General features: G+C 26.7%; 18 protein-coding genes and 1 pseudogene. 4 read left to right on the top strand and 15 right to left on the bottom strand.

The window, feature by feature from the left end; translation table 11 throughout:
* Nucleotides 1-29 precede the first annotated feature (29 nt).
* Nucleotides 30-446, bottom strand: coding sequence for a hemerythrin domain-containing protein (locus BUB01_RS17065; RefSeq protein ID WP_072990861.1), 417 nt, complete (start codon nucleotides 444-446; stop codon nucleotides 30-32).
* A gap of 145 nt (nucleotides 447-591) precedes the next feature.
* Between BUB01_RS17065 and BUB01_RS17060 the strand changes: the two genes are divergently transcribed.
* Nucleotides 592-1305 (top strand): Crp/Fnr family transcriptional regulator, encoded by a 714-nt coding sequence (locus BUB01_RS17060; RefSeq protein WP_072990858.1) that lies wholly within the window; start codon nucleotides 592-594, stop codon nucleotides 1303-1305.
* A 68-nt stretch (nucleotides 1306-1373) separates the two neighbouring features.
* Here the strand turns inward: BUB01_RS17060 and BUB01_RS17055 are convergent, their stop codons facing one another.
* The 8 genes from BUB01_RS17055 to BUB01_RS17025 form a co-directional block, all read right to left on the bottom strand.
* Nucleotides 1374-1796 (bottom strand): YjdF family protein, encoded by a 423-nt coding sequence (locus BUB01_RS17055; RefSeq protein WP_072990855.1) that lies wholly within the window; start codon nucleotides 1794-1796, stop codon nucleotides 1374-1376.
* Nucleotides 1797-2582: 786 nt separating this feature from the next.
* Nucleotides 2583-3803: a DUF4272 domain-containing protein gene (locus BUB01_RS17050; RefSeq protein WP_072990852.1), complete on the bottom strand. Its 1221-nt coding sequence runs from the start codon at nucleotides 3801-3803 to the stop codon at nucleotides 2583-2585.
* Nucleotides 3804-3858: 55 nt separating this feature from the next.
* On the bottom strand, nucleotides 3859-4062 hold the full coding sequence (locus tag BUB01_RS17045) for a hypothetical protein (RefSeq protein ID WP_072990849.1): 204 nt from the start codon (nucleotides 4060-4062) through the stop codon (nucleotides 3859-3861).
* A 524-nt stretch (nucleotides 4063-4586) separates the two neighbouring features.
* Nucleotides 4587-5051, bottom strand: a complete 465-nt coding sequence (locus BUB01_RS17040; protein WP_072990846.1) for a hypothetical protein — start codon at nucleotides 5049-5051, stop codon at nucleotides 4587-4589.
* Between the two features lie 305 nt (nucleotides 5052-5356).
* A complete protein-coding gene (locus tag BUB01_RS17035) occupies nucleotides 5357-5740 on the bottom strand; it encodes a hypothetical protein (protein ID WP_072990844.1) in 384 nt (127 codons plus the stop codon).
* 413 nt (nucleotides 5741-6153) lie between these two features.
* The gene (locus tag BUB01_RS17030) at nucleotides 6154-6675 is read right to left on the bottom strand and encodes a hypothetical protein (protein ID WP_072990842.1); all 522 of its coding nucleotides are present in this window, start codon (nucleotides 6673-6675) and stop codon (nucleotides 6154-6156) included.
* 370 nt (nucleotides 6676-7045) lie between these two features.
* Nucleotides 7046-7207, bottom strand: a complete 162-nt coding sequence (locus BUB01_RS23295) for a hypothetical protein (protein WP_159433271.1) — start codon at nucleotides 7205-7207, stop codon at nucleotides 7046-7048.
* Between the two features lie 86 nt (nucleotides 7208-7293).
* Nucleotides 7294-8850: an ABC-F family ATP-binding cassette domain-containing protein gene (locus BUB01_RS17025; RefSeq protein ID WP_072990839.1), complete on the bottom strand. Its 1557-nt coding sequence runs from the start codon at nucleotides 8848-8850 to the stop codon at nucleotides 7294-7296.
* Nucleotides 8851-9307: 457 nt separating this feature from the next.
* On the opposite strand from BUB01_RS17025, the gene BUB01_RS17020 reads away from it, so the two are divergent.
* From BUB01_RS17020 to BUB01_RS17005, 3 genes are all read left to right on the top strand, one after another.
* Complete coding sequence (locus BUB01_RS17020) at nucleotides 9308-10051, top strand: hypothetical protein (protein WP_072990837.1); 744 nt, start codon at nucleotides 9308-9310, stop codon at nucleotides 10049-10051.
* A 245-nt stretch (nucleotides 10052-10296) separates the two neighbouring features.
* Nucleotides 10297-10794: a transglycosylase SLT domain-containing protein gene (locus BUB01_RS17015; protein WP_072990834.1), complete on the top strand. Its 498-nt coding sequence runs from the start codon at nucleotides 10297-10299 to the stop codon at nucleotides 10792-10794.
* Between the two features lie 381 nt (nucleotides 10795-11175).
* The gene (locus BUB01_RS17005) at nucleotides 11176-11790 is read left to right on the top strand and encodes an HD domain-containing protein (protein WP_072990828.1); all 615 of its coding nucleotides are present in this window, start codon (nucleotides 11176-11178) and stop codon (nucleotides 11788-11790) included.
* Between the two features lie 56 nt (nucleotides 11791-11846).
* Here the strand turns inward: BUB01_RS17005 and BUB01_RS17000 are convergent, their stop codons facing one another.
* The 6 genes and pseudogenes from BUB01_RS17000 to BUB01_RS16980 form a co-directional block, all read right to left on the bottom strand.
* Nucleotides 11847-12356, bottom strand: a complete 510-nt coding sequence (locus tag BUB01_RS17000) for a hypothetical protein (protein ID WP_072990825.1) — start codon at nucleotides 12354-12356, stop codon at nucleotides 11847-11849.
* A 238-nt stretch (nucleotides 12357-12594) separates the two neighbouring features.
* A complete protein-coding gene (locus BUB01_RS16995) occupies nucleotides 12595-13674 on the bottom strand; it encodes a hypothetical protein (protein WP_072990823.1) in 1080 nt (359 codons plus the stop codon).
* 288 nt (nucleotides 13675-13962) lie between these two features.
* The gene (locus tag BUB01_RS16990) at nucleotides 13963-15072 is read right to left on the bottom strand and encodes an amidase domain-containing protein (RefSeq protein ID WP_072990820.1); all 1110 of its coding nucleotides are present in this window, start codon (nucleotides 15070-15072) and stop codon (nucleotides 13963-13965) included.
* 13 nt (nucleotides 15073-15085) lie between these two features.
* Nucleotides 15086-16012: a M15 family metallopeptidase gene (locus tag BUB01_RS16985; protein WP_072990818.1), complete on the bottom strand. Its 927-nt coding sequence runs from the start codon at nucleotides 16010-16012 to the stop codon at nucleotides 15086-15088.
* 102 nt (nucleotides 16013-16114) lie between these two features.
* Nucleotides 16115-16219 (bottom strand): annotated as a pseudogene (locus BUB01_RS24005) (hypothetical protein); the annotation flags it as partial.
* 10 nt (nucleotides 16220-16229) lie between these two features.
* Nucleotides 16230-16838 carry a GyrI-like domain-containing protein gene (locus BUB01_RS16980; protein ID WP_072990814.1) on the bottom strand — a complete coding sequence of 203 codons (609 nt, stop codon included), beginning with the start codon at nucleotides 16836-16838 and terminating at the stop codon, nucleotides 16230-16232.
* Between the last annotated feature and the right edge of the window lie 28 nt (nucleotides 16839-16866).

Below are 16866 nucleotides of genomic sequence, written 5' to 3'. Positions count from 1 at the left end.
TATTCCAAAACTACCATGTTTTTTATTATTTATAAAGATTTCATTTTAGGATATAAATACATGTCTTCTTTATATATTCTGTCCTCTAATATTTTAAATATTTCTTTACTCTCTTTTAAAAATCCATCTAAATCATTTAAAATTTTTCTCTTTGTATTAAACTTATTTTTATAATTATTAAATTCTATATTAATATTCCCCATCTCATCACTATATTGTTTAGCCATGTCTTTTAATTCTTCATTTCTACTATTAATAAGTTCTGGATATAAAAATTTATCCTCTGAATTCATATGCATATTTAACTTACCTGCAACTGTATTTAAACTCATTACTAACATATCTAGATTTGCTTCTATGTCTTGTGAATTTATACCTTGCTTTATTTTTAAAAATAAATCCTTTATTTCTGTATGTTGTCTTTCTAAATTATTTATATTTGCCATATTACATTTCCTCCATATTTATATTGTTATTACTTCTTTGTTTTTATCTATACTTTAATTATAATGATATTAAATTTATAGTATGTGATTTAAAACACATCCTAAATATTATATAATTTAAATAAAAAAATTATGGAGGTATCTTATGACATCCTGTAATACATGTTGTTCCTGTAACCATAAATATTGTGCTAAGAAAGTTTCTTTATTTGCCTCTCTTAATGATACAGATCTTAATAAAATAATAAAATTAATCACAAAAAAATCTTTTCAAAAAGGAGATATTATTTTTTCTGAAGGCGAAATATTTGATAAATTATTTATTATAAATGGTGGAAGTATAAAAGTTTACAGTTATACTAAAGAAGGTAAAGAACAAATATTATACTTATTAAAAGAAGGCGAATTTTTAGGTGATATGAACTTACTTAAAAAAGATATTTTTAAATTTAATGCCACAGCTCTTGAAGATACAAATATGTGCATTATACATAAAAATGATTTTGATACACTTATTAAAACTAATCCTGAAATAAGTATAAAGGTTTTAGAATATGCTCATGATAGAATATCCACACTGGAAAATTTAGTTCAAACACTTACAACTAAGGACGTTGAAGTAAGAATTGCATCGCTTCTTTTAAATCTTTCTAAAACCTTTGGTGTTAAGACAGCTAACGGCATTGAAATCAACCTTCCATTAACACGTGAAGAAATGGCTAGTTTTATAGGAATAACTCGTGAAACTATAAGTAGAAAGCTTTCACATTTTCAAAATGAAAACATAATTGAAATCTATGATAATAAACTAATCATTATAAAAAACATTAATTTTTTAAAAGATTTAATTCAAACATAAAAAGGAGAGATATACTCTCTCCTTAATAATTATAATATGAATCTTCACGTAAGAAACAATTTAATGTTCTAATGACCTTTATGTTTTTCACGTCTCTTCATATGTTTAATTTGGAACTTTCTTTCAAGCTCTTCTTCTTTTCTAAGTTTAGAATTTTTCTTACATTCTATTTTTTTCTCTTCATGCTGCTGTTTTAATGCTATTTGTGCCTTAGTTCCAATACCGCTAACAGTTGCTTCTCTTTTTAATCTTCTTTGTAGCCTTTTGGGATTTTCATGTTTTTCAAGGATATCTTTATCCTCTGCTTTCGTTCCACTACTAAAACTTAAAGAGTAAAAATTTCTTAATACAAGTTCAATCACATCTTCATCTTTTGGTTCTGGTCCAAAAGTTACTTTGCATACCTTGTAAATTTCATCTTCATAAGCTTCAAATACTCCAATCCAAAAAGGATTCTCAAAAAGAACTGTTAATTTAATTACTGATATCATTAGTAATTCCTCCTGTTTATTAACTAATCTTAAGAGAACGGACAACCCCAGGAGGGCAGGTTACTGCTATATTTAATTATAGGTTCTGACTACCAACAGAAACTGTGTTTTTATCTCTTTAATTTAATTATATAATATTACCTTAACTTTAGAAACTGAAAAAATGTAATAAGCCAGTATTTAAATTTAATACTAGCCCACTACATTAAAATTATTCTCATTATATTAAATATTTTTTTATTAATCCTTTTTGTTGACTTTTTTCTTATGTTTAGTTCCAGAATTATTTGCTTTCTTTTCTTTTTGTTGTTGACTTGAACAAGAACAATCCTGTTTTTCACTCATAGCACTGTACCTCCTGTAGTAAAATTTAATATCTGTATCCACATACTATTATTTTCAATATTAAATTTATAATGCTATGAAAATTTTGGTTTATATACACTGATTTATAGTGAATTTATTTCTCAGTCTTTTCAAAATTCCACACCCCAATAGAATTAATATATCTAGATTTAATAAATAATCTTCTACTAATTCTCTAGTTGTAAGACTCTCTTTAAATATATCCTCATCAATATTTAAATAAGTCCGTCTATTATTTTTCTATCAGTCCACTTTCCATCTTATCCCCTTTCCTAAAATCAAGTTCTCACTTTGAAGTACTTCTGTTATTATGACGTTTGAATTATAAATATGTATACATATATTTTATAATAATACAAAAAATCAGTAAAAAAATTTAACTTTTCTTACTGATTTTCTATTTAACATTCTTATTTTATATTATGTATTAGGACTAATATCATCCCAATCACATTCTCCATTAGCACTAATAAGCCAATTCAAAGCATAATGTTGTTCTTGCACTACTCCTGAATCTAATCCTCCTGGAACCTCTTTATTGTTTATTCTTGCATCTACACAGGCCCAATGATAATATAAAACCCTTGTATGCATGTCCAGTAATTCTTCATTATTTCTAGGATTAGAAGCTTTCATTAACTCATCTAAAGAATCATAACTTCTTAATATTTTAGCAATTTCACGAACATTGCAAATTTCAGTACACGGATTTAATTCTATAAATCCAAGAGCCCAAAGTAATACTGCACATCTTTCATATTGCCATGCAAATTGTATAGCTGTAATTTCATCTGGTTCTTCCATTTCTATATATTCTTTTTCCTTTTTACTAATATAATCTATAATTCCATATCTCTTATTCATTTCTTCAAATTCATATTTTGCAATGTCTATAGACCCATTTTCCATCAAAAGCCCTTCCGAATATACAGCACAAGAAAATATAGTCACAGCTCTTTTAGCTATTTCTTCTATACTCGGAACAACTACTTCTTGCTCCATAATTTGTGTGCCTAACATAAAGCTTGTGTGTGGTATTTTCTTCTCATCACATTCCTTAATAATTTTTTTATACCTTTCTTCATCCTTAGCTGTCATTTCTACATCTCTTTTTAATATATCTGAGCTAGCAATTGGATAATATTTTTCAAAGTCCGTTTCTCCATTTATAGATATAAGTAGTTCACCTTTAGATGTATATAGTTCCATACTAGGATAAAGTACAAAACTTTGAGTTCTTTCAGCTATTTCATAAATGGTATTTGTAATATAGTTTGTTCTTCTTTCATCTTCATTAATTTCAAATGTAATTCCTACAGTACAAGTAAACATTTTAATCTGTAATATAGCTTTGTCTAATACTTCTTTATTCTCCAATGGCGCTTGTGAAAAGAAATTTGCCATTCCATTTGTATGATTACTTACAAAACTTAAATCATCTTTTAAATGTAAATTCAAGCTTGTCTCATCTTTAAATATAAACTCTAAACCACCTTCTATTTCTTTGATTGATTTTGTCACTTCTAAAAATTCTTCTTTAGCTACTTCATAAATATTTTTACTATCTAATGTAACTGAATATAAAGTCAATACTGCACTTTTTTTATCTTCTTCCTTCTTTTTTCTATTAAATAACCCCATCCTTTTTCTCCTTACACTATCTTCATTAACATATTTTATATAATTATATCGTATATTATTTATATTTCATTAACCTATTATATTCTTCAACATATAACTTTTTTCTATCACTTGATTGAAATACCTGTTCACAATTTTTAAACTCACTGTATCTATCAATACTTTTACCATCATTATCTAAATAAACTTTGGAATCACTATTGTTATACTCAACAGGAAATTTTTCATAAACCGGTGTTAGATAGCTAGCAAAAAACATATCTTAAATTCATTTTTTTACTTACTTGCTATTATATAATAAATAAAATTTTTAAAAAAGAGACAGCTGTCTTTCACATACTACAATGTAAATGAAATTAAACTATCCATATCAAATATTCTCTAAAAATAAATCTATAATTTCTATTTTATTTATATATATTAATATAGTATAAAAATCAATTTTACTGCAAATACTATTTGATATAACTTTTAGGAGGTCTCCATTTGATTACTTTTATATTATCTATATTTTTAAAAGCTCTTTACTATTATGGCATTTTGGCATTATCGTCATTAGTGTCTATTTCAATTTTAACCCTATATTTATATATTCCTAAAAAAAGTAGTAAACATAACTAAAAATAATAAATTAGTAACTTTCAGATATGTATTCATATAAAACAAAAATAATAATTGCAACCAAAAGGTCTATATATACTTGATTTCAAACAAGTTTATGTAGACCTTTTATTATACTATTTTGTTTATATCATAGAATTTAATCTTAATTTACTAACACAATTATTTATTTCTTGCAAATGCTTGTCTTATATTACAATAAAATCTATCAGACATTCCTATCATTGTTTGCATCCTCTTCAACAAATCTGCTAGCAGTTCTTTTCCAATATCAGTATCAAAATTTGGCACCAAATTATTGAATTGAACTTTTAGAATATCAAGATTTCGTCTATCTTTATCAGAAATAGTAATATTACCTTCATAAGCCAATCTAAAAATCCAACGATACATATAGATATATAATATTACATCTTTAAATAAATTGTCATCTGGAATGCTCATAAATTTTGAAAATACTTGAATTACATATTCATCATTAGGAGCAGCTAAGTCTGATTCATCTAATAAGATAACCTTTAGCATATCAATTAACTTATCAACTAATTGTTCTGGACTCATTTCATATAATTCATTAGCTATTATTTCATCGTATACATTTTCTGCATAAAACGTTAAATCAATCATTTCAAATCTCCTCTTCTTAGTTAAACTTTATTGCTTTACAAATCAATTATAAAACAAAGATATTTTTTAAAAACAAATAATTGAAAAAAGTATTTATTTCTATTTAAGATATTAATAAAGGGTAGTGTTTGACTATTTTGGAATGGATTTTTCAAAAGTTAAAAAAGAATGTAGATAGTTTTGTGTAAAAAGCAAAGTAATAAAGAAAACTACTACTGAAATTCATATCCAAGTAGTAGTTTTCAATTTTAAATATGCATGTTTAAACGAAATTACACATATTATCTACCAAATTTATCACAATATTAATTTACTAATCCAACAAAATAGAAATAAAAATTTATTATCATCATTGCTTTATTTAAAGATTCTTCTGATATATATTTCCACATTGTTCGTTCAAATGTTAGTGTATTCCAATCAACCATATTAATTTCAAGGATAACATTGTCTCCTGCTTCAAGAAAATCAGTTAAACCTTGGTCTAAACATTTCCCCATATCTCCAACTAATGAATTTAGTAAATCATTTATTAATTCAGATTGGTTAGACAGGAACTCTTGCCAATGTCCATACTCTAAAGTTGATCTTGTTTCAGGAAAGACTAGATTTGCACTCTCTTGACCTTCTTCTACTGATAAATTAAGATGAATTGCAAAATCAGCACCTTGATAGCAAAAATTATTCATTTGTATTCTCCTCATTTCTCTATTGCTTTATTTTATTAATACCTTTTTATAGATTATATCAATTACTAGAAAAATAGCAAATAACTATACTTAAAGTATATAACTATAATTATATTCATAAATTTACATCATACTTTTTAAGTCTCTTATCCATTTTTATTATAAAATATGTATTTTATAATAAAAAATAGCCTGAACATTTCTGTCTAAGCTATTTATATTAACTATCAATTTGGTTGTCGTTATATTATCTTAGTTGTCCAATCCTCACAACATAAAATATGTTTTTATTTATAAGGTAACTTAAACCATTGTTGGTCATATAGTCTAATGTGGTATTAATTGTATTTTAAATAAGTATATTCAATTCTATATTAATTATATACTTAACTTATTTACCTATAAAACCCTATTTAGCAATCATACCAAAATACTTTAGGAGCCCATTCCAAATTACTCTCAACTTTAATAAATTGAAACAATATATCAATATCACTTCTTCCAATATGTAATCCATTATCTACATCATAAAATTGAATTATATTAACTTTATATACTCCATTATCTATCTTAAATCTAAACCTATCACAATAGTTATCTGGAACTTTTTCATCTTTAAATTGTGCTGCCATTGTTAAACATGTATACTCAACAAAACACAATTCACTATTATCAACTTTTATATATCCAGTATCTTTTCTGAAACACTCACTTTCTAAAATAGAATCACCAAACTCAACACGTATTTTCCAATCATCTTCTATACCTTCATTAGTCATCTGCATCACTAAAAGATTTCCTTGCTCTGTTTGCTTAATAAAGTGATTTTTCAACATTTTTAAATCCCACTCTTCATCAACATATGAAAAATATTTATTTGTATTAACAATTGCTAAGAAATTTGTATCTCCTACATTAAAATTTAAGTCCACCATTTAACTTCACGCCCCTCATTTTATCTCATTAATAATTATACAATAAAAGGAAGTGTATTTCACTAAATCTTAGACTTATAAATTTATTTTTAATTTTAGTATTAAAAGTCTTACTATTAAATTTAAGACAAATGAAAAAAAGTGCCCGTCCACCAAACGTAAGCACTACTTTCTTAATTATATTCTTTTATATAAATCCAATAGCCCTAAAACTAAAAAACATTCTAGAAGTACTTAGTGTTACTATTATCAAGTCTTTTATTACTTATATTATATCAAACATTCTTTTAAAATATAAAACATATTTTTTTCAATTACTAAACCTTAAAATTATATAGCCTCACCTTTTCTTGAATGATAATCAATATATTTATCCAATAAGCACTAACCCTAAGAAAATTAATATTACCAAAGTCGTAATAAATACTGATATTAATCGTCTTTTTTTATCTGTATTTCTAAATTGTTGAATACTATCTTTTATTTCGCTAATATTGCAAAATAACTGCATTAATTTATCAAATACATCCATAAACTTCTCCTTATTTACCTCTGAATATCATTAAATAAAAGGGGTATACTTCTTATACCCCTTTAAGTCTTCTATATATAAATCTTTTAAACTATCTTAGTTGTCCAATCCTCACAATTCCATATATCAGTTACTACATCTCTATAGAACTCAGGCTCATGGCATACTAAAAGTATGGTTCCTTTATATTCTTTTAATGCTCTCTTTAATTCATCCTTAGCTTCTACATCTAAGTGGTTTGTAGGCTCATCAAGGATAAGTATGTTAGTTTCTCTATTTATAAGCTTACATAATCTTACCTTAGCTTGTTCTCCCCCACTTAATACACAAACTTTACTTTCTATATGTTTTGTAGTTAATCCACATTTAGCAAGCGCTGCTCTTACTTGATATTGAGTAAAACCTGTGAATTCTTGCCACACTTCATCTATACATGAATTATAGTTTGCTTCTTTTATTTCTTGTTCAAAGTAGCCTATTTCTTGATAGTCTCCAAGTTCAACTTCTCCTGATATAGGTTTTATTTTTCCAAGTAAGCTATTTAAAAGAGTTGTCTTACCAAGACCATTTGCTCCAACCATAGCTATTTTTTGTCCTCTTTCAAGCTTTAAATTAAGTGGCTTTGAAAGTGGAGCATCATATCCTATAACTAAATCTCTAGTTTCAAATATAAGTTTTCCTGATGTTCTAGCTTGTTTAAAGTTAAATTCTGGTTTTGGTTTTTCAGCTGCAAGTTCTATTATTTCCATTTTATCAAGCTTCTTTTGTCTAGCCTTTGCCATACCTGTTGTTGCAACTCTAGCTTTGTTTCTAGCAACAAAGTCTTCAAGCTTTGCTATTTCTGCTTGTTGTCTTTCATATGCTGCTTCTAATTGTTTCTTATTAGCTTCATGTACTCTTCTAAAATTATCATAATCTCCAACATATCTAGTAAGTGCTCTATTTTCAACATGATAAATTATATTTATAACACTGTTTAAGAATGGAATATCATGTGATATTAAGATAAATGCATTTTCATATCTTTGAAGATATCCCCTAAGCCATTCAATATGAACTTCATCTAAATAGTTAGTAGGCTCATCTAAAAGTAATATATCTGGAGTTTCAAGTAATAGTTTTGCTAAAAGCACCTTAGTTCTTTGTCCACCACTTAATTCTGTAACATCTTTATCAAGACCTACATCTCTTAACCCTAAACCACCGGCAGTTTCTTCAACCTTTGCATCTATCATATAGAAACCATTATGATCTAACATATCTTGAATAGTTCCTATTTCATTCATCATTTTATCTATTTCTTCTGGAGTTGCTTCAGCCATTTTATCATACATAGATAACATTTCTGCTTCTAAGTCAAATAAATACTGAAAAGCTCCTCTCAAAACTTCTCTTATAGTCTTTCCTTTTTCAAGTTCAGCATGTTGATCCATATAACCAACTCTAACTCTATTGCTCCATTCAACCTTACCTTCATCTGGCATAAGTTTTCCTGTTATTATATTCATGAAAGTTGACTTACCTTCACCATTAGCTCCTATAAGACCAATGTGTTCCCCCTTTAATAATCTAAAAGACACATCTTCAAATATAGCTCTATCACCAAAACCGTGATTTATATTTTTAACTGTTAAAATACTCATTTAAACTCTCCTTATTAAATAATATTTTTTCTCAACGTTCTTGTGTTAACCACTATAATTAAACCTTCAAATTTCAATTTAGCGAAATTAAGTCACATTCTAAATCTTTGATTTACCTAATAGAACCTGTTTATTAAAGGTACTCTCAAAATTATACATGAATAAGAGCTCTCTTTATTTATAGTCGCTTACACCAAAACTGAAAAAGCTTTTAAATAACACAATAAAAATTATACAATATAACTTCATTCTATTCTAGTTGAATTTTTTAGATTTTACACCATTATTAATTTATGATAAAAAGTAAATCGTTGAATTTGAGTAAACTCTTCTATATATGACAATATAACTTCACCAAACTACACTATAACGTCACAAAAATTATGTATATTACATAACATAATTATATACTTATCAAAACCTTAGAAAAAAATAAACTTTAAATGGAGGGAATCTTATGATATTAACAAATGTACCACAAACTATTGTTCAACCAAATGGTGAAGTAATAAATTGTTATGCAAGTGGTAATGACTATTCTAATTACCTTCATGATAAAAATGGTCATATTATTATCCAAAATTCAACGAATGGATATTATTCATATGCAACCTATGACAATAATAAGCTTGTATCTTCTAACTACATTGTTACGAATGAAATAACTACCAATACTAATCTTTATAATGAGCTTATCTCCATTAATGATATAAAGACTTCTCAAGCTATGGTTAAAAACACTGAGAATTCAGATGATACTATTTCACTTAATGTAAATTCTAATGCCCAAATTAATAAAGCTGATTCATTAGATAACAACTCAAATGATAGTATTACATCAATAGTTAAACTAACCACATACCCCGTATTTGCACATCATGCTGCTAATAGTTTGATTATTATTATAAAAAATGATAATAAAGCTTCAATATATATAGATATATTTATTAAAGATGTAAGAGGCAATACTGGAGGATTTCACTATAATAATATATTCACAAATTCTAAAGATAGAAAACTAATCAAATTACCAAAACCATATCCTATTTATGAAATAATATTTGACAAAATTCCAAATGATGTCTTTCTCTTCACTGCTACAAGAATTCAAAAAGCATCCGATCCTTTAAAGTTTAGTGATTTTATAGAATGTAACACTTTTACCAATGATGATTTAATTCCTGTAATTCATCAAATATAAATATTAGAGCTATATATAAATTAAAAGCCTTGCTTTTTAACTATAAAAATGAAATCCTACAATATGACTTTTAATAGGATTTCTTTTTAATTTATAAATTTATTTATATTTTTATGAAACATAATACCTTTCAAAATTGTAAGTTTAAATTTCATTTCGTAAGCTTGTTCAATGGTTGATTACTCTTTAGTAAATTATAATTATCTCATAAGATTTAAAAATTATTTTTTTTGGAGGAATTAATCATGAAAAAATCAGTTAAAATATTAAGCGGTTCTTTAATAGTTGTAATTGCTGGAGGTTACGTTTTACTTAACAAAGTAATTTGCCCTTTAAAATTTGAAGATTCAATAAAAAAGTATTCAACTCAATATAATGTCGATCCTTACTTAGTTGCAAGTGTTATAAATAACGAAAGTAGATTTAAAGAAATAACTAACTATGATTCACAAGATAAGAACGGTATTATTCAAGTTAGAGAATTTGTTGCTGTAAAATGGGCTAATGAAATGGGATTAAAAAACTTTGAACCTAAAGATATAGCTAAAACAGATGTTAGTATAAATATGGCTTGTTGGTATTTATCTAAGGCAAATGGTGATAAAGCTACTAGCTGGGTTAATAGAAATGTTAAAGAAGATACTAGTAATAAATTTTCTGATAAAGATATTAAACTTACTGCAAAATCTATAAATGATAACATCACCTTATATAAAATAGCTCATCCTTTTTTGAAAAAATAAATCTCTCTCATAGTCACAAAATTATAAGAGCATTTAAGCTATTATTTAATTAATTTAGATAATAGCTTTTTATAATTTCAATCCTTCTTGTAAACATATTCATATTTTCTAAAATTTGTATTATAATATAAGTATATAATATATTTAATTTTATTAATTCAATATGTTTAATCATTAAGGGTAGGTGATTATAATGAAAAATTCTTATCTAAAACTCTCAATATACTTTTTGATTCTTTTAACTATAATAGCTTATTTAGCAATTACCAATATAAATGATCCTATATTTTTTGTGCTTCTTGGTTCTTTCATATGTGGCTTTATTGTATCAATTTTTTGTTTAATTGATGGTATAAAAGAACGTAAAAAGGAGTTTAAATTATGATAGGTTTTTGTGTTCCAACTTTAAATGAAGCTGAGAACTTACTACGTGAAGCTGAAAATCTTAACCCAGGAGATTGGATTCAACATTCTATTTATACTGCTGAAGCATCTAAGTTAATAGCTAGTAATTGTCCAACCCTTAACCCCGAAACGGCTTATATTTTAGGTCTACTTCATGATATAGGTAGGCGCTTCGGCGTTACAAGTATGAGACACAGTATAGATGGATATAATTTTGCTATGTCCAAGGGATACCCCTTATTAGCTCAAATCTGTCTAACACATTCTCATCCACTTAAATTAATTGATGAAGCATTTGGTGTTTGGGATTGTTCTACTGAAGAATATAAATTTGTTGAAGACTTCTTAAAATCAACAAAATATGATGATTATGATAAACTAATACAGCTTTGTGACGCCCTAGCTCTTCCAAGTGGTTTTTGCCTTATTGAAAAAAGGCTTATGGATGTTGCTTTAAGACATGGTATTCATAAATATGCTCTTGAAAAATGGAAGGCTACGTTTAAGCTTAAAGAATATTTTGAAAAAATGATAGGTAAATCTATATATACCCTTCTTCCTGGAGTTATAGAAAATACTTTTGAACTTTAATAATATTATAAAAAATTAAGCAGATTATAAGTCTGCTTAATTTTTTATCATTTATTTTAGTATTTTCCAACAAATAACGCTTTTCCATTATCTCCTTTATAAGGCGGAGCACCTTTAACTGTGACATAACAAATTATTAATTTATATTCTTGACCAGTTTTTATTTTATCTTTGAATGTTAATATAAAGGTTTTTGATGAACCATCTTTAGGTACTATCTTAACCATTTTATCTGTTAGTGAATTCTTATCACTTACTTTTTCATCTTTTCCTAAAGTAGCTATACCTTCTGGTTTATCCTGTTTTGTACTCTGAATCCAATAATTACTAGCTTTAGTTGCTAAAGCTGGATCTACATCTTTATCATATGTTATCTCTAACTGATTTGCTGAAAGTTGCTTACCACTTAAAAGTTTAGGTATCTTTGTTTCAGTACTATCACTAGCACATTGAATATACCAATTATCACCTTTTATATCTGCATTAACAAATGCTCCATTTCCTATTGAAATCAAAGATGTAGATATAGTAATTCCTACTAAAATCTTAATAATATGTTTTTTCATCTGTTACCTCCTGTTGTACATTTTAGTCACAACTGTAGGTTATCCTAAAATTAAAATTTTATTTAGGAAATTTAAATTTATATGATAAACTTATACTTAATTTTTCATTATTTTTAATTTGTATATAATATTATTACAAAATATATTAATTATTATATACAAATTAAAAAGAGTGCTAAAATAAAATTACCACACTCTTTTTGAGAAAATTTTTAAACTTATTGCAAAATTATTAAACTTATAATATGTCTTTAATTTGTTTTATTATTTTGTCTCCTTTGACTTCATTAAAAGCATTTTCATAAATATCTTCAATCTCATCCTTCAATATTTTTGCATCCTCTAATTTCTTCACCCCATATCCAACTTGTTCTTTATATCTCTTTACAATATCATTTAATTCAACCTCATATTTCTCATCTGTCCCAGCTACAATAAGTTTTTCATATACATCTATTACTTCGTCTGATGGTTCACTTGGAAAATATTCATGTGGAGCTGTGCTATCAAATATAGCAAATTTTAATTCTCTAACTATAATCATATCAAGACTATATGGATCAAAACCACAATGATAAATCTCAACATCATACCCCTTTTCAAATGCTCTTTTACCTATTTTCTTTAAAATTGTAGACTTACCTGTACCAGGTCTACCCTTTATAAAGTACCTCTTCAATCCATCTGTAATATTAGGAACATAATCATGAGACCCTATAGATGTTGAACCACCTAAATATTTATCTACAACACAATTACTCTTTGATAACTTATTTGGTGCATTTCCTAATAACATATCAATTATTTCATTTGTTAAAGTGTTTGCCTTTGAAAAATCCATATTGGAAATATATATTTTTTCCCATTCATCATGAATCTTAAGAGCTATATCAAAGCAATTATGGGCTTCTTTAAATTTAGCTAATATTTTATTAGTTTTTTCTGTAACAACAGAATGCTTCGCGTTTATTGCCTTTAAATCAAAAGCTCCTTTTAAATCTATATATTTTACATTTGGATGTGCTGAAGCTAAATTCTCTCCGTGAATTCCCTTCTCTACCACCACAGCAACACTTTTCTCTGGAATAACTATCCCTTCAAGGGCTTCAATGTCAACTGTACTATTTATTACTTCAATATCATACCCTTTAGCCAAATATTCATTTCCTATTATTTTTAATACTTTAGTACTAAATCTATCCCCATATCCATTTAATACATACACATTATTCACATTTTGTAATATTGATGAATAAAAGCTTACAAAACCTCTTGCAGTATTTCCTCCTGCATAATAATTAAGTATCTTACCCTTCATAAATATCTCCTTTTTGTAATTTACTCTACTATTAATCTATTCCATATCATTAATTAATGTTAAATTTATTTCTAATAATCTAAAGCATTGATATAACTTTATAATATTCTAAAGTACTTGTATTACTATATATAATTAAAAATAAAATATAATAAATAAGCACTATACTGTCTGATATTCTTTTAATACTTATTTGTATATTTATTTAACTTTGGTTTTTATATAAAAAACAAAAAACCGATTTTGGTATACCAAAATCGGTTTGCAAATTTTAATACATTCCTAAAACTAAAAATGAACCCTCACTAGCCAAAATTTTATATTCTTGTCATTCCACCCTAAATCCCATGGAACATTATTTCTATCACTATTATGACAAGTTACTAATGTATATCCCTTTGAATCTGCTCCTGTCACCATAGATATATGATTTATATCTCCCTTTTTCTCATAAGCTACAAAATCTCCTGGTAATAACTTGTAAGATGCTTTATATACTTTTTCATAACTCCCATGGGCTATAACCGATGCTCTACCACTACCAACCCAATAATTTTTAAATTTATCTGCATTAAGCCATGAACCTGCACCATCTGGATTCCATGCACCATTCTTTCTAAATTTACCACCTTCATGTAATGTTTGAGATGCAAAATTTGCACAATCTCCGCCTTCTGGATTATAATCTCTATACTTTTTATTATATTTAAATTCATACTGTTCTTCAGTCGCAGCACCACAATACATTTCTGCATATTGTTTGGTACCAAGTCTTCTTTCATTTATATTAGAAAAATCTCTTGGATTTTGTTCTAATATGTGTTGCTTTATTGAATCTACCTTAAGTTTTTCTAAGTTTAAAGAATCTCCAAAAGGATCTTTATACCATTCTTTTATTATTATAAACTTATTATCATCTTCCTCTTGTAATTGCAATATATGATATGTACCTATTCTAGATTTATTTATTACTTCTGGTTCATTTTCATAAGAATATTTATATTCAGTTGAACAAAGCAAATATACAGAATAAGTTTTACCTTTATTTTTAACTGACTTTACTATAACTTTGGGATTTATTTCTGTAAATTTTACACCTTGTTTTTGTTCCCAATTGTGTATATAATCCATTTTCTTTTTTTCATATTCAAAAGCCCATTGACCATTTTTAGTTTTTAGGTTGTAATGCTCTTTTATAAGCCCCTCTTCTCCACTTATTATAGCTTTATTTCTCTTTACATAAATATCTTCAACAACCTTGGCAACCTCTTCTTTACCTTCAATAGAATCCTTATTCTCTGATGTTTCTGAATAAACATTTATTCCTTGGGTTAAAAACACAAATATCAGTAAAGTACATAATAATCTAAAGGTTATATGTTTTTTCACTAGCCTCACCTCTTTTTCTAATCTATTTCAGTGAATTTTCTATGTTATTAATGTATCCTTTTATATTTTCATCTATTGGAACACCCTCATACCAGACTTTTCGCTCCTTATTATCTCCAAAATATTTAGCTTTAATTATTATTTCTGGTCTATATTCAAAATGTAATATATCAAAATGTCCCCATTTTCCACCCCATACAAAATTATTATTTTCAAAAATATTAACTGTTGCTTTTGGATAGGCTTTCATTCTTTTTTCGCCTTCTTGTCTATTTGCCCATTTCCAATAATCCTTACTGTTACTACTTAAATCTAAAGCTATACCATAAGCATGAGGACTTAATAACCCTGTACCAGATATTTGTCTATAATTGAATGTTCCATTTATAGGAAACAAATAATCTCCTTGAGCTGTACTTTTTTGAACATCTTTTGCTGCTAACTCCTTTAAAGCTTTTTTTAGGCTATCCGCTGCTCCATTATTTTTATTAAATCTATGATTTCCTCCACCGCCACTTACATTAACTAAATTTTTACTTATACCTTCATTAGAATACCCATAAACCTCATTTAAAAGTTGATAATTTCTAACTCTACCTGGATCATAATTTATATCCATTAGTCCACCATCATGATTTAATGGATACACCTGTTCTAATACATCTTGTAAGTCAGCATTATAGAATTTTTCATCCTGAGATTTTTTTTTCATGTCGTCATAAAGTATCTTTTTCCCTGACTTCATAATTAAATAAACCTTCCCACCTTCACCCTTTTGAGCATTAACAACATACTCTGGATAAGCCATCATAAATACTAAAATGTCTTGTTTCATCGTAATTTCATAAGCAGCATTATTGTTAGTTTCTTCTTTAGCCTCCATTGGTGTTGCACCGCATATATTGTTAGTTAAAATTAGAGCTATAATTGCATAAACTAATCGTTTCATTAGGCACCTCTTCTCTTAAGTTCTTTACAAATAAAACCTAAAGGAACTTCCTTTAGGTTTTATTTGTTTTTACTTTAATATTGTGTACAGTAATATTAAGTTTTATTTATTGAAAATTAAGCAAATTTTTTTCCTTGTATTATTTTTAAAATATTTTTGAAATTCAACATTAAATGAAAATTTATCACCTATTTCTGATTTTAAAAATACTCTATTATTATATTATTGGCTGTATCAATATAGTTTTTAGTCTACTTTCTTCTACTCTTCTTGGGTCACTTAAGTATATTTCATGATGTTTTCCATTAAACTTGTACCCTTTTTCTTCTATTAAGCCATACATCTTTTCTAAAGTTTCTCTTTCTTCCGAATATGATCCCACATATAAAGTTGCCATAACCAGCCCTTCATCATATTCTATGAATTTTATATCTTTAAGCCTTGAATTATCGTGTTTATTAATTGTAGCCTTCTTTGCCTCTTCAAAATCCTCTTTTTGTACATAATCAGGCATAGCAACCATCATAGTCCATTGCCACTTATCTTTATTTTCTTCATTAAAGAATTCATTATTCTCCATATACCATAATCCACTTAAACTAGGTACAACAAAATCTAAATCTCTATTTTTAAAAGTGAATTTTATACTATATGCTATTTTGTAAAGTGCTTCTAAACATAGTTTGTAGTCTTTTGACTCATTTGGATTACCTTTCCCATCTATAGCTATATACTTTATCTTTGGCAATTTTACAGCCTTAAACTCACCTTGTTTTACTCCATACAAATCCTTTAATTGCTTTTTTAAATCAAGCTTTTCACTCATATTCATTCCTCCTAAAACTTTATATCTA

This window comes from Clostridium cavendishii DSM 21758, assembly GCF_900141845.1.
GTDB lineage: Bacteria > Bacillota > Clostridia > Clostridiales > Clostridiaceae > Clostridium_AG > Clostridium_AG cavendishii.
This window is presented reverse-complemented; position numbering and strand designations above follow the sequence as displayed.

Coding starts and splice junctions, on each gene's coding strand:
- BUB01_RS17050 (WP_072990852.1), bottom strand. CDS start 3,803: ATGGGGTTATTTAATAGAAAAAAGAAGGAAGAAGATAAAAAAAGTGCA.
- BUB01_RS17040 (WP_072990846.1), bottom strand. CDS start 5,051: ATGATTGATTTAACGTTTTATGCAGAAAATGTATACGATGAAATAATA.
- BUB01_RS17020 (WP_072990837.1), top strand. CDS start 9,308: ATGATATTAACAAATGTACCACAAACTATTGTTCAACCAAATGGTGAA.
- BUB01_RS17015 (WP_072990834.1), top strand. CDS start 10,297: ATGAAAAAATCAGTTAAAATATTAAGCGGTTCTTTAATAGTTGTAATT.
- BUB01_RS17000 (WP_072990825.1), bottom strand. CDS start 12,356: ATGAAAAAACATATTATTAAGATTTTAGTAGGAATTACTATATCTACA.
- BUB01_RS17060 (WP_072990858.1), top strand. CDS start 592: ATGACATCCTGTAATACATGTTGTTCCTGTAACCATAAATATTGTGCT.
- BUB01_RS17005 (WP_072990828.1), top strand. CDS start 11,176: ATGATAGGTTTTTGTGTTCCAACTTTAAATGAAGCTGAGAACTTACTA.
- BUB01_RS17045 (WP_072990849.1), bottom strand. CDS start 4,062: ATGTTTTTTGCTAGCTATCTAACACCGGTTTATGAAAAATTTCCTGTT.
- BUB01_RS16980 (WP_072990814.1), bottom strand. CDS start 16,838: ATGAGTGAAAAGCTTGATTTAAAAAAGCAATTAAAGGATTTGTATGGA.
- BUB01_RS16985 (WP_072990818.1), bottom strand. CDS start 16,012: ATGAAACGATTAGTTTATGCAATTATAGCTCTAATTTTAACTAACAAT.
- BUB01_RS16995 (WP_072990823.1), bottom strand. CDS start 13,674: ATGAAGGGTAAGATACTTAATTATTATGCAGGAGGAAATACTGCAAGA.
- BUB01_RS17035 (WP_072990844.1), bottom strand. CDS start 5,740: ATGAATAATTTTTGCTATCAAGGTGCTGATTTTGCAATTCATCTTAAT.
- BUB01_RS17065 (WP_072990861.1), bottom strand. CDS start 446: ATGGCAAATATAAATAATTTAGAAAGACAACATACAGAAATAAAGGAT.
- BUB01_RS17030 (WP_072990842.1), bottom strand. CDS start 6,675: ATGGTGGACTTAAATTTTAATGTAGGAGATACAAATTTCTTAGCAATT.
- BUB01_RS23295 (WP_159433271.1), bottom strand. CDS start 7,207: ATGGATGTATTTGATAAATTAATGCAGTTATTTTGCAATATTAGCGAA.
- BUB01_RS17025 (WP_072990839.1), bottom strand. CDS start 8,850: ATGAGTATTTTAACAGTTAAAAATATAAATCACGGTTTTGGTGATAGA.
- BUB01_RS17055 (WP_072990855.1), bottom strand. CDS start 1,796: ATGATATCAGTAATTAAATTAACAGTTCTTTTTGAGAATCCTTTTTGG.